The organism is Burkholderia sp. 22313 (assembly GCF_052045245.1).
GTDB lineage: Bacteria > Pseudomonadota > Gammaproteobacteria > Burkholderiales > Burkholderiaceae > Burkholderia.
In genome coordinates, this window is sequence record NZ_JBQEON010000002.1 from 282,471 (window position 1) to 305,926 (window position 23,456).

General features: G+C 66.5%; 22 protein-coding genes. 7 read left to right on the forward strand and 15 right to left on the reverse strand.

All coding sequences use genetic code 11. The features are described 5' to 3' along the window. Positions 1–84: 84 nt before the first annotated feature. From ACTJKF_RS03020 to ACTJKF_RS03035, 4 genes are all read right to left on the reverse strand, one after another. Positions 85–906, reverse strand: coding sequence for an ABC transporter permease subunit (locus ACTJKF_RS03020; protein WP_440622064.1), 822 nt, complete (start codon positions 904–906; stop codon positions 85–87). Continuing rightward, positions 903–1,832, reverse strand: coding sequence for an ABC transporter permease subunit (locus ACTJKF_RS03025; RefSeq protein WP_440622065.1), 930 nt, complete (start codon positions 1,830–1,832; stop codon positions 903–905). The genes ACTJKF_RS03020 and ACTJKF_RS03025 overlap by 4 nt, the downstream gene beginning before the upstream one ends. Next, a complete protein-coding gene (locus ACTJKF_RS03030) occupies positions 1,829–2,989 on the reverse strand; it encodes an ABC transporter ATP-binding protein (protein ID WP_440622066.1) in 1,161 nt (386 codons plus the stop codon). The genes ACTJKF_RS03025 and ACTJKF_RS03030 overlap by 4 nt, the downstream gene beginning before the upstream one ends. Positions 2,990–3,075: 86 nt before the next feature. Beyond that, the gene (locus ACTJKF_RS03035) at positions 3,076–4,170 is read right to left on the reverse strand and encodes a polyamine ABC transporter substrate-binding protein (protein ID WP_440622067.1); all 1,095 of its coding nucleotides are present in this window, start codon (positions 4,168–4,170) and stop codon (positions 3,076–3,078) included. Positions 4,171–4,528: 358 nt separating this feature from the next. Here ACTJKF_RS03035 and ACTJKF_RS03040 point away from each other — a divergent pair, with 358 nt between their 5' ends. Next, positions 4,529–4,732 carry a DUF1289 domain-containing protein gene (locus ACTJKF_RS03040; RefSeq protein ID WP_059826742.1) on the forward strand — a complete coding sequence of 68 codons (204 nt, stop codon included), beginning with the start codon at positions 4,529–4,531 and terminating at the stop codon, positions 4,730–4,732. A gap of 209 nt (positions 4,733–4,941) precedes the next feature. On the opposite strand, the gene ACTJKF_RS03045 is transcribed toward ACTJKF_RS03040, so the two are convergent. The 3 genes from ACTJKF_RS03045 to ACTJKF_RS03055 all read right to left on the reverse strand — a co-directional run bounded on the left by ACTJKF_RS03045 (position 4,942) and on the right by ACTJKF_RS03055 (position 8,405). Next, positions 4,942–5,583, reverse strand: a complete 642-nt coding sequence (locus ACTJKF_RS03045) for an OmpW/AlkL family protein (protein ID WP_440622068.1) — start codon at positions 5,581–5,583, stop codon at positions 4,942–4,944. A gap of 65 nt (positions 5,584–5,648) precedes the next feature. Beyond that, positions 5,649–6,839: an NAD(P)H-dependent flavin oxidoreductase gene (locus ACTJKF_RS03050; protein WP_440622069.1), complete on the reverse strand. Its 1,191-nt coding sequence runs from the start codon at positions 6,837–6,839 to the stop codon at positions 5,649–5,651. 129 nt (positions 6,840–6,968) lie between these two features. Further along, positions 6,969–8,405 carry an aldehyde dehydrogenase family protein gene (locus tag ACTJKF_RS03055; RefSeq protein ID WP_440622070.1) on the reverse strand — a complete coding sequence of 479 codons (1,437 nt, stop codon included), beginning with the start codon at positions 8,403–8,405 and terminating at the stop codon, positions 6,969–6,971. Positions 8,406–8,663: 258 nt separating this feature from the next. On the opposite strand from ACTJKF_RS03055, the gene ACTJKF_RS03060 reads away from it, so the two are divergent. After that, positions 8,664–9,029, forward strand: a complete 366-nt coding sequence (locus tag ACTJKF_RS03060; RefSeq protein ID WP_440622071.1) for a hypothetical protein — start codon at positions 8,664–8,666, stop codon at positions 9,027–9,029. 40 nt (positions 9,030–9,069) lie between these two features. On the opposite strand, the gene ACTJKF_RS03065 is transcribed toward ACTJKF_RS03060, so the two are convergent. Next, the gene (locus tag ACTJKF_RS03065; RefSeq protein ID WP_440622072.1) at positions 9,070–9,534 is read right to left on the reverse strand and encodes an Lrp/AsnC family transcriptional regulator; all 465 of its coding nucleotides are present in this window, start codon (positions 9,532–9,534) and stop codon (positions 9,070–9,072) included. Between the two features lie 133 nt (positions 9,535–9,667). Here ACTJKF_RS03065 and ACTJKF_RS03070 point away from each other — a divergent pair, with 133 nt between their 5' ends. Then, a complete protein-coding gene (locus ACTJKF_RS03070; protein WP_440622073.1) occupies positions 9,668–10,714 on the forward strand; it encodes a zinc-dependent alcohol dehydrogenase family protein in 1,047 nt (348 codons plus the stop codon). Positions 10,715–10,829: 115 nt separating this feature from the next. On the opposite strand, the gene ACTJKF_RS03075 is transcribed toward ACTJKF_RS03070, so the two are convergent. The 3 genes from ACTJKF_RS03075 to ACTJKF_RS03085 all read right to left on the reverse strand — a co-directional run bounded on the left by ACTJKF_RS03075 (position 10,830) and on the right by ACTJKF_RS03085 (position 15,790). Continuing rightward, positions 10,830–11,309, reverse strand: coding sequence for a DUF2501 domain-containing protein (locus ACTJKF_RS03075; protein ID WP_440622075.1), 480 nt, complete (start codon positions 11,307–11,309; stop codon positions 10,830–10,832). 513 nt (positions 11,310–11,822) lie between these two features. Continuing rightward, entirely contained in the window at positions 11,823–13,415 is a 1,593-nt protein-coding gene (locus ACTJKF_RS03080) for an ABC-F family ATPase (RefSeq protein WP_440622076.1), read from the reverse strand. Positions 13,416–13,546: 131 nt separating this feature from the next. Next, positions 13,547–15,790: an AsmA family protein gene (locus ACTJKF_RS03085; protein WP_440622077.1), complete on the reverse strand. Its 2,244-nt coding sequence runs from the start codon at positions 15,788–15,790 to the stop codon at positions 13,547–13,549. Between the two features lie 151 nt (positions 15,791–15,941). Between ACTJKF_RS03085 and ACTJKF_RS03090 the strand changes: the two genes are divergently transcribed. Together ACTJKF_RS03090 and ACTJKF_RS03095 are read left to right on the forward strand one after the other, a co-directional pair. Continuing rightward, positions 15,942–16,643, forward strand: a complete 702-nt coding sequence (locus ACTJKF_RS03090) for an ABC transporter ATP-binding protein (protein WP_440622078.1) — start codon at positions 15,942–15,944, stop codon at positions 16,641–16,643. After that, positions 16,640–17,443: an ABC transporter permease gene (locus ACTJKF_RS03095; protein ID WP_440622079.1), complete on the forward strand. Its 804-nt coding sequence runs from the start codon at positions 16,640–16,642 to the stop codon at positions 17,441–17,443. Before ACTJKF_RS03090 ends, ACTJKF_RS03095 begins: the two co-directional genes overlap by 4 nt. A gap of 52 nt (positions 17,444–17,495) precedes the next feature. Here the strand turns inward: ACTJKF_RS03095 and ACTJKF_RS03100 are convergent, their stop codons facing one another. From ACTJKF_RS03100 to ACTJKF_RS03110, 3 genes are all read right to left on the reverse strand, one after another. Continuing rightward, positions 17,496–17,969: a PliI family lysozyme inhibitor of I-type lysozyme gene (locus tag ACTJKF_RS03100; RefSeq protein WP_440622080.1), complete on the reverse strand. Its 474-nt coding sequence runs from the start codon at positions 17,967–17,969 to the stop codon at positions 17,496–17,498. Between the two features lie 249 nt (positions 17,970–18,218). Then, entirely contained in the window at positions 18,219–18,770 is a 552-nt protein-coding gene (locus ACTJKF_RS03105) for a DUF6013 family protein (RefSeq protein ID WP_440622082.1), read from the reverse strand. A 244-nt stretch (positions 18,771–19,014) separates the two neighbouring features. Continuing rightward, positions 19,015–20,031: a zinc-binding alcohol dehydrogenase family protein gene (locus ACTJKF_RS03110; protein ID WP_440622083.1), complete on the reverse strand. Its 1,017-nt coding sequence runs from the start codon at positions 20,029–20,031 to the stop codon at positions 19,015–19,017. A gap of 130 nt (positions 20,032–20,161) precedes the next feature. Here ACTJKF_RS03110 and ACTJKF_RS03115 point away from each other — a divergent pair, with 130 nt between their 5' ends. Together ACTJKF_RS03115 and serB are read left to right on the forward strand one after the other, a co-directional pair. Further along, the gene (locus tag ACTJKF_RS03115) at positions 20,162–21,130 is read left to right on the forward strand and encodes a LysR family transcriptional regulator (protein ID WP_440622084.1); all 969 of its coding nucleotides are present in this window, start codon (positions 20,162–20,164) and stop codon (positions 21,128–21,130) included. A 176-nt stretch (positions 21,131–21,306) separates the two neighbouring features. After that, complete coding sequence (gene serB / locus ACTJKF_RS03120; protein WP_440622085.1) at positions 21,307–22,152, forward strand: phosphoserine phosphatase SerB; 846 nt, start codon at positions 21,307–21,309, stop codon at positions 22,150–22,152. Between the two features lie 80 nt (positions 22,153–22,232). On the opposite strand, the gene ACTJKF_RS03125 is transcribed toward serB, so the two are convergent. Beyond that, positions 22,233–23,414: a cystathionine beta-lyase gene (locus tag ACTJKF_RS03125; RefSeq protein WP_440622086.1), complete on the reverse strand. Its 1,182-nt coding sequence runs from the start codon at positions 23,412–23,414 to the stop codon at positions 22,233–22,235. Positions 23,415–23,456 lie beyond the last annotated feature (42 nt).

Below are 23,456 nucleotides of genomic sequence, written 5' to 3' on the forward strand. Positions count from 1 at the left end.
TCGACAAAACGCCCGGTCCGACTCGTCGTCGGCACCGGGCGTCGTTCGTTGCGTCGGCAACCTGTGCGCCAGGACGTCGGGCGCTCAGGTCGCGAACGCCATCATCCGCTTGCGCTCCTGACGCAGCATCACGACGTTCGCGATCACGACGCCGGCCGTCACCGCGACGATGAACAGCGTCGCGAGCGCGTTCATCTCCGGATTCAGGCCGAGGCGCACGCGCGAGAACACGACGAGCGGCAGCGTCGTCGAGCCGGGGCCCGACAGGAACGCCGACAGCACGAGGTCGTCGATCGACAGCGTGAACGACAGCAGCCAGCCCGCGATCAGCGCCTGCGAGATCAGCGGCAGCGTGATCGTGAAGAACACCTTCAGCGGCGTCGCGCCAAGATCGAGCGCGGCTTCTTCGAGCGACGGGTTCAGCTCGCGCACGCGCGACTGCACGATGATCGCGACGTACGAGATGCACAGCATCACGTGGCCCAGCCAGATCGTGAACACGCCGCGCTCGGCCGGCCAGCCGATCCACTTCGCGAGCTCGATGAACAGCAGCAGCAGCGAGATCCCCTGGATCACCTCGGGAATCACGAGCGGTGCGTTGATCATCCCGCTGAACAGCGCGAAGCCGCGAAAGCGGCCCATCCGTGCGAGCACGAAGCCGGCCCACGTGCCGATGAACACCGACGCGAACGCGGTCAGCACGCCGATCTTCAGCGACAGCCACGCGGCCGTCAGCAGCTCGTCGTCCTGCACGAGCGCCGAGTACCAGCGCAACGAAAAGCCCGACCACACGGTGACGAGCTTCGACTCGTTGAACGAATAGACGATCAGGCTGACGATCGGGATGTACAGGAACGCGAAACCGGCGAACAGCGCCGCGAACTGCAGGTAACGATTCGGCTTCATCGACGGCGGCCCTCCTGCTCCTTCGCCTGGAAGTGCTGGAACATCGCCATCGGCACGAGCAGCAGCAGCACCATCGCGCAGGTCACGGCCGACGCCATCGGCCAGTCTGCGTTGTTGAAGAATTCATTCCACATCACGCGGCCGATCATCAGTGTGTTCGCGCCGCCGAGCAGTTCCGGAATCACGTACTCGCCGACCGCCGGAATGAACACCAGCAGGCAGCCCGCGATGATCCCGTTCTTCGACAGCGGCAGCGTGATCTGCGCGAACGCCTTCCACGGCTTCGCGCCGAGGTCGTACGCGGCTTCGAGCAGGCGCAGGTCCATCTTCACGAGGTGCGCGTACAACGGCATCACGAGGAACGGCAGGTACGAATACACCATCCCGATGTACACCGCGTAGTTCGTGCGGTACAGCTCGATCGGCGCATGGGTCAGGCCGATCCACATCAGGAAGTTGTTCAGGAGGCCGTTGTTCTTCAGGATCCCGATCCATGCGTACACGCGGATCAGGAACGACGTCCAGAACGGCAGCATCACGCCCATCATCAGCAGGTTGCGGGTCGCCGGATTCGAGCGCGCGATGTAGTACGCCATCGGATAGCCGATCAGCAAGCACAGCAGCGTCGTGATCGCGGCCACCACCACCGAATTCACGTAGGTCGCGAAATACAGGCTGTCGGTGAACAGGAATGCGTAGTGCGACAGGTTCAGCGCGATGTGCACCACGCCGTCCGTGTACGACGCGAGTTCCGTATACGGCGGGATGCCGAGCTGCAGCTCGGCGAAGCTGATCTTGACGACCAGCACGAACGGCACGAGGAAGAACAGCACGAGCCACGTGTACGGCCCCGCGACGACCGCCGTGCCGCCGCTCAGGTTGAAGCGCCGCACCGGCCATGAAAGCAGTGACTTGAACGTGCTCATGACGTCAGCACCACGCCCGCGGTCGCGCTCCAGCGCACGTAGATCTCGTCGCCGAGCGACGGCGTGTCGAGCTCGGTGATCGCGAGGCTCGACACGTTCGCGATCACCGTCTTGCCCGCGTCGAGCTTCACGTGATACAGCGAATAGCCGCCCATGTACGCGATGTTGCCGATCTTGCCGCGCGCCCAGTTGAACGCGCCTTCGGGCGGCTTGCGCGTGAGCGCGATCCGTTCCGGGCGCACCGACACCGTGACCGGCATCCCGAGCGGGCCCGTGATCCCGTGGCTCACGTACAGCCGGCTCGGCAGCTCCGCCGATTCGATGTACACGTGGTCGGGTTCGTCCTCGACCGTCACGCCGTCGAACAGGTTCGTCGAGCCGATGAACTCGGCCGAGAAGCGGCTGTTCGGATATTCGTAGACTTCGTTCGGCGAGCCGATCTGCACGATCTGCCCTTCGCTCATCACGGCGAGCCGGTTCGCCATCGTCATCGCTTCTTCCTGGTCGTGCGTGACCATGATGCAGGTGACACCGACCTTCTTCAGGATGTTGACGAGCTCGATCTGCGTGCGCTGGCGGATCTGCTTGTCGAGGGCCGACATCGGCTCGTCGAGCAGCAGCACCTTCGGGCGCTTGACGAGCGAGCGCGCGAGCGCGACGCGCTGCTGCTGGCCACCCGACAGCTGGTGCGGCTTGCGCTTCGCGTACTTGCCCATCTGCACGAGTTCGAGCGCCGCGGCCACGCGCGCCTTCAGCTCGGCCTTCGGCGTGCCTTCCTGCTTCAGGCCGAACGCGACGTTCGACTCGACCGACATGTGCGGAAACAGCGCATACGACTGGAACATCATGTTCACGGGCCGCTTGTACGGCGGCATCTGCGCGAGGTCCTCGCCGTCGATCAGGATCTTGCCCGACGTGACCGTCTCGAGGCCCGCGAGCATCCGCAGGAGCGTCGACTTGCCGGAACCCGAGCTGCCGAGCAGCGCGAACAGCTCGCCCTGGCGCACCGTCAGGTTCACGTTGCGCACCACTTCGGTCTCGCCGAATTTCTTGACGGCGTCGACGATCTGGACAAAGTTCTCGGCACGCGCATTCGCGCCGGACGAAGGAACGAAGGACGGCGCGCCTGCAACCGGCGCACCCGACTGGCTATTCATGATGTGCTGCTTCTCTCCCGCGTTTGACGAACAAAGCCCCCGGGGACACCAGGGGCTTCATGACTGCTGGCTTGCTGCGGCTCGCGTCAGCGGCCCGATTTCAGCTCGGTCCACAGACGCGTCTGCAGACGCTGGATTTCAGGCGGCAGCGGCTTGAGCAGGAACAGCGTCTTCACGACGTCGGCCGGCGGGTAGACGGCCGGGTCGTTCGCGACGTCGGGCCGCACGTACTTGCGGGCCTCGGCGTTCGCGCTCGGGTAGTACACGGCGTTCGTGATCGCCGCGTGCACCTTCGGATCCTCGATGTAGTTGATCCACTCCAGCGCGGCTTCCTTGTTCTTCGCGTCCTTCGGGATCGTCATCACGTCGAACCAGACCGGCGCGCCGCCCTTCGGAATGTAGTACTCGACCTTGTACGGCTTCTTCGCTTCCATCGCGCGATGCTTCGCGATCACGACGTCGCCCGACCAGCCGAACGCGAAACAGATGTCGCCGCCGACCAGGTCGTTGATGTAGCCCGACGAGTTGAACTGCGTGATATACGGGCGAATCTTCTTCAGCACTTCCATCGCGGCCTTGTAGTCGGCCGGGTTCGTGCTCATCGGATCCTTGCCGATGTAGTGCAGCGCCGCCGCGAACATCTGGTCCGGCGCGTCGAGCACCGACACGCCGCAGGTCTTCAGCTTCGCCAGGTTTTCCGGCTTGAACAGGATGTCCCAGTTGTCGAGCGGAACCTTGCCGAGCGCCTGCTGCGCCTTCGTCAGGTTGTAGGCGAGGCCGGTCGTGCCGTATGCCCAGGGCACCGCATACTTGTTGCCCGGATCCGCGCCGGCGACGAGCGCCATCAGTTGCGGATCGAGGTACTTGAGGTTCGGCAGCTTCGACTTGTCGAGCGGCGTGAAGATGCCGGCGGCGATCTGCTTGCCCGCGTAGTTGCTGGTCGGCACGACGATGTCGTAGCCCGAGCTGCCCGTCAGCAGCTTCGCCTGCAGCGTGTCGTCGCTGTCGTAGTTGTCGTAGCGGACCTTGACGCCCGTCTGCTTCTCGAAGTTCGGGATCGTGTCCTTCGCAATGTAGTCCGACCAGTTATAGACATTGAGCTGCGTATCCTTCGCCGCCGCCGCCGACGCACCCACGCACAGCGCGAGCGCTGCGAACCGGCCCACTACCTTTGCTTTCATCCCGTTCCCCTTCCGGCCGGACCGCGTGTCCGGCTGTCGTCTGCCTCGTCATGGCGGCGCATTCTGGCACGCCGCCCCTCGAAAACCCCGAAAACTACCATCATTCGCGCGCCGTCACAAAAAAATCATGCCGGTGTCGCGCAAACGGAACAAATTCTCGCTGCGAGCCGCGCCAGGCGGCCCGCACGGCGAGGTGCCCGGGGGGAATTCTATCGGGTAATCGGCGGCTGTCCATCAGGAAAAGAAAGCGGCGGCGATCCGGCAGCCGTACCGTATGGCGATGACGCCCGCCGGCCGACCGACCGGCACCGATGCATTAAAATGACGCCCTGACGATTTCACTGCGCGAACCCTTCCGATGGCCTCCAATCTCCACGACCTGCCCGACAGCCCCTGCATCGGGGTGTGCTCGACCCTCTTCGACGAAGTCTGCAAGGGCTGTGGCCGCACGGCCGCCGAAGTGTCGAACTGGGTGTTCCTGAGCGACGACGAAAAGCGTGCGGTGTGGGAACGCATCACGCGCGACGGCACCGCGATGCGCTTCCAGTACGACAAGCTGTAAGCCGTCCCGCGTCGGCGCATGCCGACGCGATGCGCCCGACCGGGCGCCGCTGCCCCGGCCCCGCTCACGGGCCGCCCGCCGACGGGCCGCACCCGGCCCCCGCCCCGCCGGCCACGCATGCCGCACAAAAAAAGAGCGGCATGCCGACTGCCATGCCGCCAACCCCAACTCTGTTCTTTTTCGCGCGCGCGTAGCGACGTGCGTGGCGTCTAGAATTTCATCCCGACGCCCACGCCGACGATCAACGGATCGATGTGCAGCGTACCGATGCCCTTGTCGCCGAGCGTCGCATCGGTGCTCATCCAGATCTTCTTCACGTCGACGTTCATGAACACCTTCTTCGTGACCTGCACGTCGACGCCGAACTGCAGCGCCGGCCCGAAACTGCTCTTGTTGATCGACACGCCCTGTCCGCCGACGTTGAGCCCGTTGTTGTAGAAGTACGTGTAGTTCAGGCCCGCGCCGACGTACGGCCGCACCTTGCCCGCGTGGTTGAAGTGATACTGCAGCAACAGTGTCGGCGGCAGCACGCCCACGCCGCCGAGATTGCCGAGGCTCGACGTCATCTGGTGCCGCGACGTGGCGAGGATCAGCTCCACGCCCAGGTAATCGCGAATCATGTAGGTGAAGTCCAGCTCCGGCACGATCGCGTTGTTCACGCCGGTATTGATCGCGCCGAGCGTATCGCTCGCGCGCTCGTTCGGCTGGATGCTGATCGCGCGCAACCGGACCAGGACGTCACCCTGGTTGATCCCGTCGCCCGGCGACGCCGCGTGCGACAGCACAGGCATCGCGACGAGGCTCGCCGCGACGGCGGCAGCAGTGACACAGGTTCGAATCGTTTTATGCATGGTGCGGACCCTTGAAGAATGAATTCCATTCTCTCTGTAGGGTCTTTGCGCCATTTTGATATCCGTCAAGCCAGCGTAAACATCGGGCGGTTTGTCGCATTCTCCGTGGCATGGCCCGTCAGCAGCAGGTCGAGCAGATCGCGCACGCTGCGGATCGCGTTGCCGAACGGCAGCGCCTCGCGGCCGCGAAAGAACAGCCCGTTCGCGACGTCGCCGCGCAAGGCCGCCGCGAGCCGCGTGTCGATGCAGAAGTGGCCGAACTTCTCGATGCCGTCGCGCAGCCCGCACACGCTCAGGCATTCGAGCGCGGTCGGGCAGCGCTGCCGGAACGCACCGAGCTTGTTGCGAATGCGCGTTTCGTTGCGCAGGTAGCGATCGAGCCAGGGTGTTTTCACCGCGCGCGCGGGCAGCCCCGTCACGCTGACGAATTCGACGATGTCGTCGGGCAGCGCGTCGGCCAGCACGCGCTTGAAGTTCGGATGGGCGTCCCCCTCTTCCGTCACCGCGAACGGCGTGCCGACCTGCACGCCGTTCGCGCCGGCCGCGAGTGCCGCGCGCAGCGTGTCGTGGCTGTTGATGCCGCCCGCGACGATCAACGGAATCGTGTCGCGCGCGAGGCCGAGCGACGCCATCACCTGCGCGGTCTCGTCGAGCACGCGCGCGAAATCGAAGCGCGCATCATGCATGTCGTCGATCTGCGTGACGCCGAGGTGACCGCCCGCATGCGCGGGATGCTCGATCACGATTGCATCGGGCAGACGCCCCTTCTTCATCCACTTCTTCAGCACCAGCGCGATGCCGCGGCTGTCCGACAGGATCGGGATCAGCGCGATGTCGTGGCCCTGCGTGAGGTCGGGCAGATCGAGCGGCAGGCCGGCCCCCATCACGATCGCGTGCGCGCCCTCGTCGCACGCGACGCGCACATAGTCCGCATGCGCGCTCACCGCCTTCATCACGTTGACCGCGATCATCCCGCGTCCTTCGCTGTAGGTCTTCGCGAGACGAATTTCGCGCGCGAGCGCGTCGAGGTTCGCGGCCTCGAGCGTCGCACGGTCGGGATTCGCGCGGCAGCGCGCGAGCAGGTCCGCATGGTGGTGGCGCAGATCGATGCTGGCGATCGTGCCGAGCGCGCCTTCGCGCGCGACGCTGCCCGCAAGGCGGTGCGCGGAAATGCCGACGCCCATGCCGCCCTGCACCACGGGCAGCAACGTGCGGCCGCGAATCGTGAGCGGCGGGAAGGAAGTGCGTGCGGTCATCTGGAACCTCGTCGAAACATCGGAAATCGGAACCGCGATGATCGACGATCCACCGGCGCGCACCTTGACGGCCGTCAATAAAAAAACGGCACGCGAGCGTGCCGTTTCAGGTCGTGCGGGGTGAAGCGCTCAGCCCTGGTTCGCGGGCTTGAGCTGCATCGACTTGTACTCGAGATATTCTTCGAGCCCGTATACACCGTTCTCGCGGCCGTGCCCCGACTGCTTGTAGCCGCCGAACGGCGCGGCGCCGTTCCACGTGCCGCCGTTGATGTCGACCTGCCCCGTGCGGATGCGGCGCGCGACGCGCATCGCGCGTTCGTCGCTGCCCGCCCATACCGCGCCGCCGAGCCCGTACGGCGAATCGTTCGCGATCCGCACCGCCTCGTCTTCGTCGCGATACGTGATGATCGACAGCACCGGCCCGAAGATTTCTTCCTGCGCGATCGCCGATTTCGGATCGACGCGGCCGAACACCGTCGGCTTCACGAAGAAGCCCTTCGCGAGCCCTTCCGGCAGGCCCGTGCCGCCCGTCACGAGTTCCGCGCCGTCGTCGATGCCGCGCTGGATGTACGCCTGCACCCGCTGCTGCTGCACGGCGGACGCGAGCGCGCCGAGACGCGTCGTTTCCTGGCGCGGATCGCCCGCGACATACGCTTCGGCCGCCGCCTTCGCGATCGCGCGCGCCTCGTCGTAGCGCGCCTGCGGCACCAGCATCCGCGTGTGCGCCGAGCAGGTCTGGCCCGCGTTCAGGTAGCACGCGTTGACCGTGCCCTTCACCGCCGCCGCGAAGTCGGCATCGTCGAGGATCACCGACGCCGACTTGCCGCCCAGTTCGAGCGCGACACGCTTCACGCCCGAGGCCGCGAGTTCGGCCACGCGCTTGCCCGCGCGGGTCGAACCGGTGAACGACACCATGTCGACGTCCGGATCGGTGGCCAGCACTTCGCCGACAACCGGGCCGTAACCGCACACGAGGTTGAACACGCCCGGCGGCAGGCCTGCTTCGTGAATCGCCTCGGCAAGCATGAACGCGTTGAGCGGCGCGACTTCGGACGGCTTCAGGACGACCGTGCAGCCGGCCGCAAGCGCCGGCGCGACCTTCAGCGTGATCTGATTGAGCGGATAGTTCCACGGCGTGATCGCCGCGACGACGCCGACCGGCTCGCGCACCACCAGCGAATTGCCGACCGTCGCCTCGAATTCGAACGACTCGGCGAGCTTCGCGTACGCCTTCCAGTTGTAGATCGGGCCGCCGACCTGGATCGCGCGCGACAGCTTGATCGGCATCCCGACTTCGCCGGTGATCGATTGCGCGAGTTCCTCGCTGCGCGCCTGCAGACGCTCGACGATCTTGCGCAGATAGCCCGCGCGCGTCGCGGCCGGCGTCGCGGCCCACGCGTCGAATGCCGCACGCGCCGCCCGGATCGCGTCCTGCGCGTCCGACGCCACGCCCTCCGGAATCCGGCCGATCACGGCCTCGGTGCCGGAGTCGATCACGTCGATCGTGCCCGTTCCGGCCGGCTTGCGCCATGCGCCGTCGATGTAGAACTGGTCGTAGGTTTTCATCGCTTCCTGTCTCCCGGAAAACGGCCATTCTAACGAGAGTGGCACGGTACGGCGACGACGTCGAACGACACCGCAAGAGCCGCCGGACGGACCCAACGAACGCCGTCGGCATGGCGGCCCGCCGGCCGATTTTCCGCGGCTGCGGCATCCGCGCGACGCCGGCGCACCGCGTGGTCCGCATCGTGCTATGTTTTTAGTATCGGCACCGGCCGCTGCAGTCCGCGCCACCCGGAATCGATGCCTTTCGTGAGCACTGCCATGACCGACGCATCCCATACCCTCGGCTCGCAAGATCGCCTGGAACTGCTGTGCTGGCTGACCTGCGGCAATCTCGGCGCGTTTTACCTCAACGAATCCTGGCCGGACGCCTCGTTTCAGGTGCAGGCCGCGCACCGCTGGCTGGATCGCCATCACCGGCAGGCCGACTGGCTCACGGTCGCGAAGCTGGCCGCGCTCGCGCAGGACATCGCGAAGCGGCACGCGGGGTTCGTCGACGCATCATGGGCGCGCGACGCGGTCGAGGAAATCGTCGATACGGACGACCTCGACTATCGGGCGAAACTCGTGCAATGGGTGTACGAAGACTGCTGCAAGGCGCTCGCCGACAAGCGGCTGGCGGATTGACCGCTCGCGCGAGTGCCAGCGCAAGCGCCGGTGCGCACCGTCACGCTATCGGCAGCCGCTGCGTCGACTTCAACTGCCGCAGCGACAGGTTCGAGCGGATGCTCAGCACGCCCGGCAGTTTGCGCAGCACCCTTTCGACGAAGTGACTGTAGTCGTCAAGATCGGCTGCCACCACCTGCAGCAGGAAATCCGCCTCGCCGGTCGTGTTGTCGCACGCCAGCACGTTGGGGCTTGCCTGGATCAGGCGCTCGAACTCGGCCGTCACCGCCTCGCTGTGCTGCGTGCAAACAATCTGCACGAACGCCATCACGCCGAACCCGAGCCTTCTGCGGTCGAGCCGCGCGTGATAGCCCGCGATCAACCCCGCTTCCTCCAGCCGCCTGAGCCGGCGCCAGCAGGACGTCTCGCTTAGCGAGAACGCTTCGGCGAGTCGCGCGTTCGACACCCGTCCGTCCTGCTGGAGCATGTCCAGCATGCCGCGATCGATCCTGTCCAGTTGTTCCATGAAAGCTCCTTGCGGCAATCGTGCGATGGTCGAAAGGCTAGCGCGAAAACATCCGCACCTCAACCGCAAAACGCAAGATAAATCCAATTCTGCCGCGCTATATTGAAAGAACCATTCGATACAGGAAGAGATAATGAAAGCAGTCGTCTATGAGGCATTCGGCGCCGCCCCGCGGTTGATGAACGTCGACGATCCGACGCCGGCACCCGACGGCGTCGTGATCGAAGTGAAGGCAACCGGCGTGTGCCGCAGCGACTGGCACGGCTGGATGGGGCACGATCCGGACATCGTGCTGCCGCATGTGCCGGGCCACGAACTTGCAGGCTTCGTGGTCGCGACGGGCGCGGCGGTCACGCGGTGGAAGGCGGGCGATCGCGTCACGGTGCCGTTCGTCGGCGGCTGCGGCCACTGTCCGGAATGCCACTCCGGCAACCAGCAGGTATGCGAGCAACAGTTTCAGCCCGGCTTCACCCACTGGGGCTCGTTCGCCCAATACGTCGGCATCCATCACGCGGACCTGAATCTCGTGCGACTGCCCGATGCGCTTGATTTCCCGACCGCGGCGAGCCTCGGATGCCGCTTCGTGACGTCATTTCGCGCGGTGGTCGACCAGGGTCGCACGTCGGCCGGCCAGTGGGTCGCCGTGCACGGCTGCGGCGGCGTCGGTTTGTCGGCGATCATGATCGCGAAGGCGATCGGCGCGAACGTCGTCGCGATCGACATTTCGGACGAGGCGCTCGCGCTCGCGCGATCGATCGGCGCGGCGGCGACCGTCAACGCGTCACAAGTCGCCGACGTCGTCGATGCGGTGAAGGAAATCACACGCGGCGGCGCACACGTGTCGCTCGATGCGCTTGGCCATCCAACCACCTGCTTCAACTCGATCAGCAATCTGCGCCGCCGCGGCAAGCATGTGCAGGTCGGCCTGATGCTCGGCGAACATGCGACGCCGGCCGTGCCGATGAGCAAGGTCATCGCGCACGAGCTGGAGATTCTCGGCAGCCACGGGATGCAGGCACATCGTTACGACGCGATGCTCGACATGGTGCATGCCGGCACACTCGCGCCGAACCGGCTGATCGGCAAGGAAATCCGTCTCGGCCAGTCGATCGACGCGCTGATGAACATGAATCGGTTCGAGGGCGCCGGGGTGACGGTCGTGACGGACTTTTCGGGCTGACGGCAACGGAACGTTACCGCCGGCGATGGCGACCGCCTGCCTCTGCCGCCGCCGCACCCGCCTTTTTGCCGTTCGCGCACGGACTCGACGTGCGCGAACGGTACGCGACGTCGGCTTACAGCAGCGACTTCCCTTGCGCCAGCACCTTGTCGCAGATCTGCCTGGTGACCTGCTGCTTCAGCCCGCCGCCGCTCAGGTCGAGCTTGCTGCCATTGCCGGCGTCGAGAATTCCGCTCGCGCCGCTCGTATAGCCGCTGTCGGACGACGCGTTGCCGCCGAGCTTGCCCATCAGCGCGTCCTTCACCGACGCTGCGCTGCCGGACGCGCCGCCGAGATAGTTGTTCTGGATGCAGAACTGCAGCAGGCCGGCCACGTTGCCGGTACTGCCCGACATCAGCGACGACGCACCGCCGCCGCCCGTCAGTGCGCTGCCGAGGCCGCCGAGATTGCCCAGCGCGCCGCCCGCGCTGCCGCCCGAGTCGCCTCCACCAACCTGCTTCAGTACGTCGCCCAGCTGCGCATGGGCCACCGAAAATGGGGCGAGCAATCCAATCAGCGCGCCGGCAACGGCCGCGCGGTATTGACGTGCCTTCATGTGAAGCCTCCTTGTCGTGACTCGTGACTGCGTGAGTACCGCGATTCGAATCAAAGCATACTCAATCGATCGATGACCGTGTCAACAGCGGCACGAAACGTCAGGCATCGTGATATCGGCGCGAATTTGACCATGCTTGACGGGGAATCCGGGGGCGTACCGATGGTATGGCCGGGCCGTCTTGCGATCGTTTCCGGCGGCGCTGAGCGCTCGATTGCATCCACTGCACCCACGACTCACGACGACGATCGCGTGACGCGCATCTGCCGATTTCCGCTGCTGCCGGCGTATCGGCCGCGCTGATGCAGTGCCGCGGCGTTGCCTGGCCGGCGACGCGATCGATAGCGACGTCCTCGGCGAGCGAATGTCCGTCGCCGTGGTTCGAGCGCCCCCCGGTGCGCGCCGCACACGCGTCCGGCAACGGCGGACGCCCGAGCGGATACGAAAAAGCCCGCCAGGCTTCCACCTGGCGGGCTTCCGGTACATCCGGTCGGGCGTAGACTGCCCGGGCAATTACTCCTGCCCCTGGCTCGTCAGGAACTCTTCGTAATTCCCGCCGAAGTCGAACAGCGTGCCGTCCGTGCGCACTTCGATGATCCGGTTCGCCAGCCCGCTCACGAACTCGCGGTCGTGCGACACGAAGATCAGCGTGCCCTCGAACTGCTCGAGCGCGATCTGCAGCGACTCGATCGACTCCATGTCCATGTGGTTGGTCGGCTCGTCCATCAACAGCACGTTGTGGCGGCCGAGCATCAGCTTGCCCCAGATCATGCGGCCCTTCTCGCCGCCCGACAGCACCTTCACCGACTTCTTGATGTCGTCCGACGAGAACAGCAGGCGGCCCAGCGTGCCGCGCACCATCGTTTCGTCGTCACCATCCTTGCGGTACTGGTCGATCCAGTCCATCAGCGTGATGTCGTTCGGGAACTCCTCGTACGTGTCCTGCGGCATGTAGCCGACATTCGCGTTCTCGGACCACTTCACCGTGCCGTGCTCGAGTTCGAGCGCGCCGAGCAGCGAACGCAGCAGCGTCGTCTTGCCCGCGCCGTTCTCGCCGATGATCGCGATGCGCTCGCCCGGCTGCACCGACAGGTTGAAGTTCTGGAAGATCGTGCGCTCGTACTTCTTCGTGATCTCTTCGGCAACGACCGCCACGTTGTGCAGCTTCTTCTCGAACTCGAAGCGGATGAACGGGTTCTGACGCGACGACGGCTTGAATTCCTCGATCTTGATCTTGTCGATCTGCTTCGCGCGGCTCGTCGCCTGGCGGGCCTTCGACTTGTTCGCCGAGAAGCGGCGCACGAAGTCCTGCAGCTCGGCCACGCGTTCCTTCGCGCGCGTGTTCGCCGCGGCCTGGCGCTCGCGCGCCTGTGCCGATGCGAGCATGTAGTCGTCGTAGTTGCCCGGCCAGACCTTCAGCGTGCCGAAGTCCATGTCGGCCATGTGCGTGCACACCGCGTTCAGGAAGTGACGATCGTGCGAGATGATGATCATCGTCGAGTTGTACTCGTTGAGCGTGTGCTCGAGCCAACGGATCGAGTTGATGTCGAGGTTGTTGGTCGGTTCGTCGAGCAGCAGCACGTCCGGCTTCGAGAACAGCGCCTGTGCCAGCAGCACGCGCAGCTTCCAGCCCGGCGCGACGTCGGCCATCGTGCCGGTGTGGAACTTCTCCTCGATGCCGATGCCGAGCAGCAGCGCGCCCGCGCGCGCTTCGGCGTCGTAGCCGCCGTATTCGGCGAACTTGCCTTCGAGCTCGGCCGCGTGCATGTAGTCGTCGTCGGTGGCTTCCGGGTTCGCGTAGATCGCGTCGCGCTCGGTCATCGCGGCCCACATTTCGGTGTGGCCCATCATCACGACGTCGAGCACGCGCACGTCTTCATACGCGAACTGGTCCTGGCGCAGCTTGCCGAGACGCACGTTCGGCTCCAGCGCGACGTTGCCGGCGCTCGGCTCGAGGTCGCCGCCGAGGATCTTCATGAAGGTCGACTTGCCACAGCCGTTCGCGCCGATCAGACCATAGCGGTTGCCCTCGCCGAATTTGACCGAGATATTCTCGAACAAGGGCTTCGGCCCGAATTGCATCGTGATGTTGGCAGTAGAAAGCACGGCAGGTCCCGTAAGAGAGAAATCGACGGAAAACCGTGTATTTTAGCAGGTGTCGGAGAAACTGCCGACCGCACTGTTCCGGCCCCGCCGGCCGAGCCGCTGCGCAAGGCGCGGGCCCGCCTCCGGGCCTGTCACTTGCCGGCCTTCGCCGCCGCCGTGGCCTTCATCTGCCCGAACAGCTCCGAACAGGGCACGTCGCGGTTGTTGCTCGGTGCGATCAACGGGATCAGCGCCGCGAACGGATTGATCAACCCGAGCCCGACCATCGCGCCGGCGCGCAGCGCGAGCGCCCCCGCATCGACGCCGACCTTCGGGTTCTTGAAGGTGCCCTTCGCGTACAGCGGCGAGCGCAGCGAGAAGATCCGGAACCCCTTCGTGTGCGGATGGATCTTCAGGTCGAGCGACTCGTCGCGCAGGTTGATCGGGCCGTCGACGTTGATCAGCGCGTCGTCCGTATCGAGCGCGAACACCTTCGGATCGAGCACGCCGTCGGTCGCGACGAAATCGATCGCCGCGCAATTGATGTTCACGTCGCGGGTGCCGAACAGCTTCTCGTACACGACGTTCGCGACGTTCAGGCCCGCCGCCTCCATCAGCAGGAGGCTGATGCGGCCGTTCGTGACGAGCGCCTTCACTTCGCCGGTCGAGGTCGCCGCGAGCGCGGCCGGCGAATTGCCGGTCGCCGACAGCGACGCGTCGCCGTTGACCTCGCCGAACGCTGACTGCATCACCTTCTGCGTCGGGAACAGCTGCTTGAGCTTCAGGTGACGTGCCGTCAGCGTGAAGCGCGCCTTCAGCGGCGTGCGGCTGCCGTCGAGATGCGCGTTCGTCGCGAGCGTGCCGCCCGCGACGCCGAACTGCAGCGGCTCGAGCGACAGCACGCCGTCCTGCAGCAGGATGTGGGTGTACAGGTCGGTGATCGGCAGTTTCGCGCTCTTGATCAGCTTGCGGCCGGTGAACTTCACGTCCGCGTCGATCGCGCTCCAGCGCTCGGTGCGGAACGTCTCGACCGGCAGCACGCGGTCCGGCGGCTGGCGCGTCGTATCGCCGCGCTTGGCCTTGCTCTTGGCCGTGTCGGCGCCGATCACCGGCGCGAGGTCGGAGAACTGCAGCAGGTTCGACACGAGTTCGCCGGACAGCTTCGGCCGCGGCTCGCGCTGTGCCCAGGTGAGCGTGCCGCCGAGATCGCTGCCGCCCACGCGGCCATTGAAGTTCTCGTAGCGGAACGTGCTCGCATGCTGCTTGAAGTTGCCGATCAGGCGCCCTTCTGTCGCATACGGCGGCGTGTCGGGCAGCGTGATGCCGGTGAGCTGGTAGAGATGCGACATCGACGTGCCCTGCAGCCACAGCCGCAGGTCGATCGCCGCCAGATGCATCGGATCGGTCAGCGTGCCGACGATCGCGAGCCGCGTGTCGCCGGCCTTCACGTCGGCCTGCAGCGGGAACGGTTGCGTTGCATTCTCGATCGCCAGCACGCCGCCCACCTTGCCGGTGCCGCTGATCGGCACGTTCTTGTAGCGGCCGTCGACCTTGAGCCCGAACGCATAGGTCGGGCCGGACGGCTTCGCGGGCACCGCGGCGCCGCTCGCACCGTTCGCGCCGCTTGCACCACGTGCACCCGAGACGGGCACAGCCGTCGATGCGGCGGAAACCGGCGTCGCCGGAGCGGCAGCAGATGAACCCGACGCGGCCTCCGCGGTCGCCTTCGCGCTCAGTTGCGCGGCACCGCGCTTGCCGACGCGCTGGGCCGACGCCGCTCGCGACGTCTGTTCCTGCTCCTTCATCACGTCGCCGAGCGGAATCGGCTGGCCGAGCGTATCGATCCCGATCGTGAGATCGGCCTTGGTGATCGCATCGCGATAGACGACGGTGCCGTTCGCGAACCCGAAGCTGTCGAGCCGCACCTTCCACGGCGACGGCTGCCCCGATTGCTGGAACTGGAAGGTCCACGTGTTGCGGCCGTCGGCGAGTCGCTCGAGATCGACCGCGGGATTGACGACGTCGATCGACGGAATGACGATCTGGTGCGCGAGAAGCGGAAGAATCGCGAGATCGAAGTGTGCGGCGTCGAGCGTGACGAATTTGGGACCCTTCGCCCAGTCGGGGTTGCCGATCTCGAGCTGCGTGGCCGAGAAGCTCGGCCAGGGCACCCACGCGCGCCAGCCGGTTTCGCCTTGCGGGCGACGCCAGCCGACCTTGAGATCGCCGTTGATTGCAAACGGGCGGCCGAGTGCGGTACTCACATGTTCGTTGACCCACGGCCTCGCGCGGTTCCAGTCGAACGTGAAGATGAAGATGCCGGCTGCCGCGATGATGACAGCGACGATACCGACGATCCATGCAGCCGATTTGCCGATGGCTCGGATTAGCGTCATGGCGGTTCCGTTGTTGTTCTCTAGAGTTTGCGCGCCATGTCGGGCCACTTGCGTGAGTGGCGAAGCACGACACCGGCGGCTTTTCAATCGGTATTATGACGCACGCTGCAACAACGCTTCGACGCCATTAACGCTTTTTTTCATTTGTGACATGACAGCCCCCACCGGTCTCATCGACGCGCAGCACATCACGCGCCGCGACGCCAGCAGCGGCAAGACCCTGCTGGCGCCGACCGATTTCAGCCTCGCGGCGGGATCGCGGATTGCTATCACGGGACCGTCGGGTTCCGGCAAGAGCGTGCTGCTGCGCGCGCTCGCATTGCTCGATCCGCTCGACGGTGGCCACGTCCTGTGGCGCGGCGCACGGATCAGGCGCGGCGCGATTCCGCGCTACCGGCGCAGCGTCGCGTACGTGCGCCAGCGGCCCGCGCAGATGGACGGCACCGTCGAAGCGCAATTGCGCTATCCGTATTCACTCGCGATCTATCGCGACGTGACGTTCGATCGCGCACGCGCCGAGGCGCTCGCGGCGCGCGCCGGCCGCGGCGCCGATTTTCTCGACAAGCGCGCGAGCGAACTGTCGGGCGGTGAAGCGCAGATTGCCGCGCTGCTGCGCGTGCTGCAGCTCGATCCCGACGTGCTGTTGCTCGACGAGCCGACGTCCGCGCTCGACCCGGATTCGGCGCGTGCCATCGAAGCGCTCGTCGGCGCCTGGTACGACGCGGCGCCCGACGCGCGCGCGTATATGTGGATCTCGCACGATCCCGCGCAGGCGGCACGGATCGGCACGATGCGCGTCGTGATGCAGGCCGGCGTGCTGCACGCCGCGCACCCGTCGGAGGCGGCGCAATGAGCCCGGCGCTGCAGGATCTCAGTCTCGTCGACGTCGGCATCGCCGCCACGCTCGTCGCGGTCAACGGCGCGATCTCGGCCGCGCTGTCGCTCGGCCTCGGACGCAAGCTCGCGCTCGCCGCCGTGCGCACCGTCGTGCAACTGCTCGCGATCGGCTACGTGCTCGGCTGGGTATTCGGCCATCCGAAGTGGACCGTCGTGTTGCCGCTCACCGCGTTGATGACGCTGATCGCCGGCTTCGCCGGCGCAGGACGCGGCAAGCATGCGTACCGCGGTCAGCGCGTCGACAGCATCGCGTCGATCTGGGTCAGCAGCTGGTTCGTCGCGGCGGTCGGCCTGTTCGTCGTGATCCGCATTCATCCGTGGTATGCGCCGCAATATGCGATTCCGATCCTCGGGATGATCCTCGGCAATACGCTCACCGGCGTGTCGCTCGGCGTCGAACGGATGATGGAGGAACTGACCGCGCGGCGCGACCGCGTCGAGACCGCGCTCGCACTCGGCGCGACGCGCTGGGAAGCCGCGCAGGGCGCCGCGCGCCAGGCCGTGCGCGCGGGCATGCTGCCGACATTGAACCAGATGGCCGTGGTCGGCGTCGTGAGCCTGCCGGGCATGATGACCGGCCAGGTGCTGGCCGGCCAGTCGCCGCTGCAGGCCGTGCGCTACCAGATCGTGATCATGTTCCTGATCGCCGCGGCGTCCGCGCTCGGCACCGTCGGTGCGGTGCTGATGACGTATCGCCGCCTGTTCTCGCCCGATCACCGCTTTCTTGCATCGCGGCTGGAAGAGCGCGCGCATTGACGCGTCCTGACGCGCGAGGGCGCCGCGTACGCAGCGCCCTCGCCGTGTGCGGTCAGTGGGCGGCGCGGCGTTTGCCGATGGACTGGCGCAACGCGGCCGTGACATCGGCATCGGGCGGCAGCCCGTCGACCGACGCGACGAGCCGCACCGCGCGCGGCGTCGTCACATAGGCCTGCGCACCGACATACCCGCCGCTGCCGGCCGAGCGTGTCGTGACGACGAGCGCCTGCGGCGCCCGCGCACCGAGGTCGGCCGTAAACGCATCGGCGACGGTGCCGTCGCGCGCATGCAGCACACCCGTCACGTAGTCGTCCGTATCGAAGCCCGGCGCGGCATGCGCGGTCGAATACACGCGTACCGCATAGCTGCCGGTCGAGCACGGTTCGAGCGCGCCGCTCGACACGACGGCGGCCTGCTGCCGCGACGGCAGCCCGACTTTTTTCACGAAGCTGCAATCGTCGGCCGCCTGTGCGTGAGCGGCGACGAATGCAGCGGCCGATAGCAGCACGCGCATGCAGGGTTTCATCGGGATGTCGTTCGGAGAAAAGGAAAGATGCCGGCGAGGATAACGTGACATCCCCATGACGTCACGTCAGTCGCCGGACAGCGCCGTGCGACCGACGCACGCCCGCCATGACGCAGACCCGCATCGAACGACGAAAAAGCCGCAGCCGCGCGCCACGAAACCGTCACGCGCGGCCTTGTCCGGATCGCCCGGATGCACTCGAGACTGGTTGCACGCGCACCGGACGCCTCGCCGGCCAGCACGCCCGGCTCAGTGCTTGATCGACACCGTCACCTTCGTGCCGTCGCTCATCGTGACCGACTTCGAGCCGCCATTGGTCGAAATCGACACCCACTTGACCTGGCTCACCGACACCACGTCCGGGCACTGCAACGACTTGCCGGCCGCGCTCACGTTGCGCGTGCCCTTCGGTGCGGCCGCCTGGAAGCTCAATTGCACGTTCGCCATCCCCTTCGCGTCGACCGACGGTGCGAGCCGCACCTGGGTCTGGCGCACCATCGCGCCGTTCGCGTCGCGCGGCAGGTTGTCGGCGTTCGGGCAGCCGTTCGGCATCGCGACCGCGCCGCTCGGCGGCACCGACTTCCAGTTGAAGTCGTCCGTTTCGCCCGAGCGGATCTTGCGGGTCTCCTGCGTATTGCCGAAGGTCTTCGAATCGACCTTGACGGTGTATTCGAGCTGCCCTGTCCCGCCGCCCTTCAGGCTGCCCTTGACCGGCGGCGCCGCGAATACGCTCGCGCTGACGCACGCCGCCACGAACACGGCCGACCACGATGCGGCAACTGACAAGCTGCGTTGGCTCATGCTGACCTCCTTGTAATGCGGCGGCACGCGCGTGCCGCGCGGTTTTCGATGCATGATGCGCTGCCAGTCTACCGCCAAGCGGCATGTCATGCGCCGCAAACGCATCGGGTGTTACCCCGCTTGCGTTCGCGACGCGGCATCCCGTACGCGCGACGCCGGCTCTCGAGAAACCGCCGGGCCGCCCCAGCTTTTCGCCCCGAAGGAAGCCCCCTTGCGGATGCCTCCTCGGCGGGCCCGGCGGCACTCAGAAGCCGCTCAGCACCAGCTTGCCGATCGCGCGCCCGGCCTCGAGCAGCTGGTGCGCGCGCCGCACGTTCGCGGCGTTGATCGTGCCGAGCTGTTCGCCAAGCGTCGTGCGCAGCGTGCCGCCGTCGACGAGCCGCGCGACCTCGCTCAGGATCTTGTGCTGCTCGATCATGTCCGGCGTCTCGAACATCGCGCGCGTGAACATGAATTCCCAGTGAAACGCGGCGCTCTTCGCCTTCAGTTGCTCGACCGGGATAGGCTTGTCGTTCTCGACGATCGTGCAAATGCCGCCCTGCGGCCGGATGACGTGCGCCGCGGCAGGGAAATGGCGGTCCGTGTCGTTGAAGATCAGCACGTAGTCGACGTTCGGATGGCCAACGTCACGCAGTTGCGCGGGCAGGTCGCCGAAATGGTCGACCACGTCGTCCGCGCCGAGCGCGCGCACCCAGTCGGCCGACGCCGGCCGCGACGCGGTCGCGATCACGCGCAGCTTGCCGAGCGTCTTCGCCAGCTGGATCGCGATCGACCCGACCCCGCCCGCACCGCCGATGATCAGCACCGACTTGCCCGCGTCCGCGCCCTGCGGCGACACGCGCAGCCGGTCGAACAGCGCCTCCCACGCGGTCAACGCGGTGAGCGGCAACGCGGCGGACGCCGCGAAATCGAGCGTGCGCGGCTTGTGCGCGGCGATCCGTTCATCGACCGCGTGAAATTCGCTGTTCGCGCCGGGCCGCGTGATGCTGCCCGCATAGAACACTTCGTCGCCCGGCCGGAACAGCGTGACCTCGGCGCCGACCGCGACGACCGTGCCGGCCGCATCCCAGCCGAGCACGCGCGGGGTCTCCTCGACCTGCGGCTTCGGCGCGCGCACCTTGGTGTCGACCGGATTCACGGAAATCGCCTCGACCTTCACGAGCAGGTCGCGCGGGCCCGGCTCCGGTTGCGGCAGATCCACGTCGAGCAATGCTTGCGGGTCGTCGATCGGCAGGTAACGGGTCAGTCCGACGGCTTTCATTTCGACACTCCTTCAGGGTTCAGGGAAATCGGGCGGGCCGCGGCGCGGCCCCAGGCATGCCATCGTAGGTCGCTCGATCCTTCGAGAAAACCGCTATATTTCCTGAAACATTTTCAGGAATTTCAGAATAATGGCCTCCGATCCGATTCCGGCCCCCGACAAGCCGCTCGACCTGCTCGACGTCGGCCTGTTCGTCCGTGCTGCGCTGCTCGCGAACGTGACCGCGGCCGGACGCGAGTACGGCGTGTCGGCCGCGGTCGCCAGCGCGCGCATCGCGCACCTGGAGCGCCAGCTCGGCGCACGCTTGCTGCATCGCACCACGCGCCGCATCAGCCTCACGCAGGACGGCGAAGTGTTCATGGCGCGCGCCGAGGCGCTGCTGTCGGCCGCCGACGCCGCGCGCGCATCCGTCGGCCATGGCCGCAGCGAGCCGTATGGCCGGCTGAAGGTGTCGATGTCGTCGTCGTTCGGCCGGCAGCACGTCGCACCCGTGATTCCCGCATTCCTGCGCCGCTATCCGTCCGTATCGCTCGACCTGCGGCTGTCCGACGAGATCGTCGATCTCGTCGACGACGGCTACGACGTCGCGATCCGCCTCGGCGCGCTCAAGGATTCGACGCTGGTTGCGCGCAAGCTCGCCGCGAACCAGCGCGTGCTGTGCTGCTCGCCCGCGTATCTCGCCGAACGCGGCACGCCGCGCCATCCGGCCGACCTGGCGCAACATGAATGCGTGATCCTCGGCGACCAGCGCGACTGGTCGTTCGTCACGCCGCAAGGCCCGCTCACCGTGCGGGTTGGCGGCCGGCTCGTCGCGAGCAACGGCGAAGCGATCCGCGAAGCGCTCGTCGACGGCTTCGGGATCGCGATCAAGTCGACCTGGGACGTCGGCCCGCTGCTCGCGAGCGGCGCGCTCGTCACCGTGCTCGACGACTACCCGTTCGCGACCGACGTCGCGGTCTGGGCCGTCTATCCGAGCCGCGCGCACGTGCCGCTGAAAACGCTCGCGTTCATCGCGTTCCTGGCCGAACACTTCGGCGATCCGCCTTACTGGGATCATGCTGAACCACGCTCGGCGCCAGCGTCCGGCGCATCACGCTGAGCGTGGCGGCCCAAAGCGCTCACCGGGCCTGCGCCAACCCTCCGGCCGCGACTGGATACCAACCGGCTACAATGGCGCGTTCGCGACGCAGCGGCCCGACGCCGGACGGGGCCCGCGTTCGCAGGCGGCCACATGCCGGCCGCGCACGCGTTTCATTCGCTTCCAACCATTCCGCCATGACCCACAACCTCGTCATCCAGAGTCTCGCGCCGCTGTCGGACGCGCATCACAAACCGCTGCTCGCGCTATCGCGCGGCACCCGCATCGTGCAGACCGACGATCACGCGCTGCGCATCGAAAACGCGAATCCCGCGCAGCGCCTCGACATCGACGCGTACTGCGGCACGCATGCGCTCGACTTCGGCTTCGTCGAAGCCGGCCGCACGCTCGACGATTTCGGTCTCGTCGTGATGGACATGGATTCCACGCTGATCACGATCGAATGCATCGACGAGATCGCCGACTTCTGCGGACTGAAAACGCAGGTTGCCGAGATCACCGAAGCGTCGATGCGCGGCGAGATCCGCGACTTCAACGAAAGCCTCACGCGCCGTGTCGCGCTGCTCGCCGGGCTCGACGCGCAGGCGCTCGAGCGCGTGTACGAGGAACGGCTGCAACTGTCGCCGGGCGCGGAGACGATGCTCGCCGGCGTGAAGGCCGCGGGCCTGAAGACGCTGCTCGTGTCGGGCGGCTTCACGTTCTTCACCGAGCGCCTGAAGGCGCGCCTCGGTCTCGACTACGCGCACGCGAACACGCTCGAGATCGTCGACGGCAAGCTGACGGGCAAGGTGCTCGGCGAGATCGTCAACGCGGACGTGAAGGCGCGCATGCTGCGCGACACGTGCGCGTCGCTCGGCATCGAACCGAGTCGCGCGATCGCGATGGGCGACGGATCCAACGACCTGAAGATGATGGCCGAAGCCGGGCTGTCGGTCGCGTTCCACGCGAAGCCCGTGGTGCGCGATGCAGCCACCGTCGCGTTCGACCATGTCGGCCTCGACGGCCTGCTGCGGCTGCTCTGATCGACGCACGCCGCCAAAGAAAAACGCCGGCGCGATATGGGATCGCGCCGGCGTTTTGTTTTTTTACCCGGTTCCGGTAATCAGCCGAGCGTGGCCTGCAATGCACGCTCGATGTCCGCGCGCAGGTCGGCTTCGTCTTCGAGACCGATATAGAAGCGCACCAGCGTGCCGCGATGCGGCCAGTCCGTGCGCATCGACGCCACGTCGTAAGGCATCGCGAGGCTGCACGCGCCGCCCCAGCTCCAGCCGATCGCGAACAGGTCGAGCGCCTCGACGAAGCGGTCGATTTTCTCGGCACTGAAGCGTGCGTCGAACACCACCGAGAACAGCCCGCCCGCGCCGGTGAAATCGCGCACGAACGATGCGTGCCCCGGGCAGTCCGGCAGTTGCGGGTGCAGCACGGCCGCAATCTCCGGCCGCGCCTTCAGCCATTGCGCGAGCGCGAGCGCGCTCTTGCTGTGCGCGTCGAAGCGCACCTGCATGCTCGGCAGGCTGCGCATCACGAGCGAGCAATCGTCGACCGACACGCCGATTCCGCAGCGCATCCGCGCGAGCTTCAGTTGCGCGTGCAGCTCGGCGTTCGCGGTGATCGTGGCACCCATCAGCACGTCGCTGCCGCCCGATTGATACTTGGTCAGCGCCTGCACCGAGATGTCGACGCCGTGCTCGAACGGCTTGAACGCGAGCCCGGCCGAATACGTGTTGTCGATCGCGGTGACGATGCCGCGCGCCTGCGCGACCGTCGTGATCGCGCGCGTGTCGGGCACTTCCATCGTCACCGAGCCCGGCGCCTCGATCCAGATCAGCCGCGTGTTCGGCTGGATCAGGTCGGCAATCCCGGCGCCGACGAGCGGATCGTAGAAGCGCGCGGTGATGCCGAAATCCTTCGCGAGCCAGTTGCCGAAATCGGCGTTCGGCCCGTAGATGTTGTGCGGGATCAGCACGTCGTCGCCCGCTTTCACGATGCCGAAGTACACGTTCATGATCGCCGCGAGGCCCGACGGCTGCAGCAGCGCATGCGTGCCGCCCTCGATGTCGGCGAGCCGCTGCGCGAGCGCGAGCGACGTCGGCGTTGCATGCAGCCCGTAGCGCCACTGGTTGTCGTTGTGCCAGACCAGCGCGCGCATCGTCGCGAGATCGGGAAACACGACCGTCGACGCGCGCGCGACCGGCGGCACGAACGAACGGAAGCCTTCCGGAATGACGTCGTCGGGTTGAACGATGCGGGTCTGGAGTGCGCGCTTCGGAGTGGAGGCAGTCATGGCAGGAGGCCGGAAAAGGCCGTTCGGTTGCGGAAGATGTCG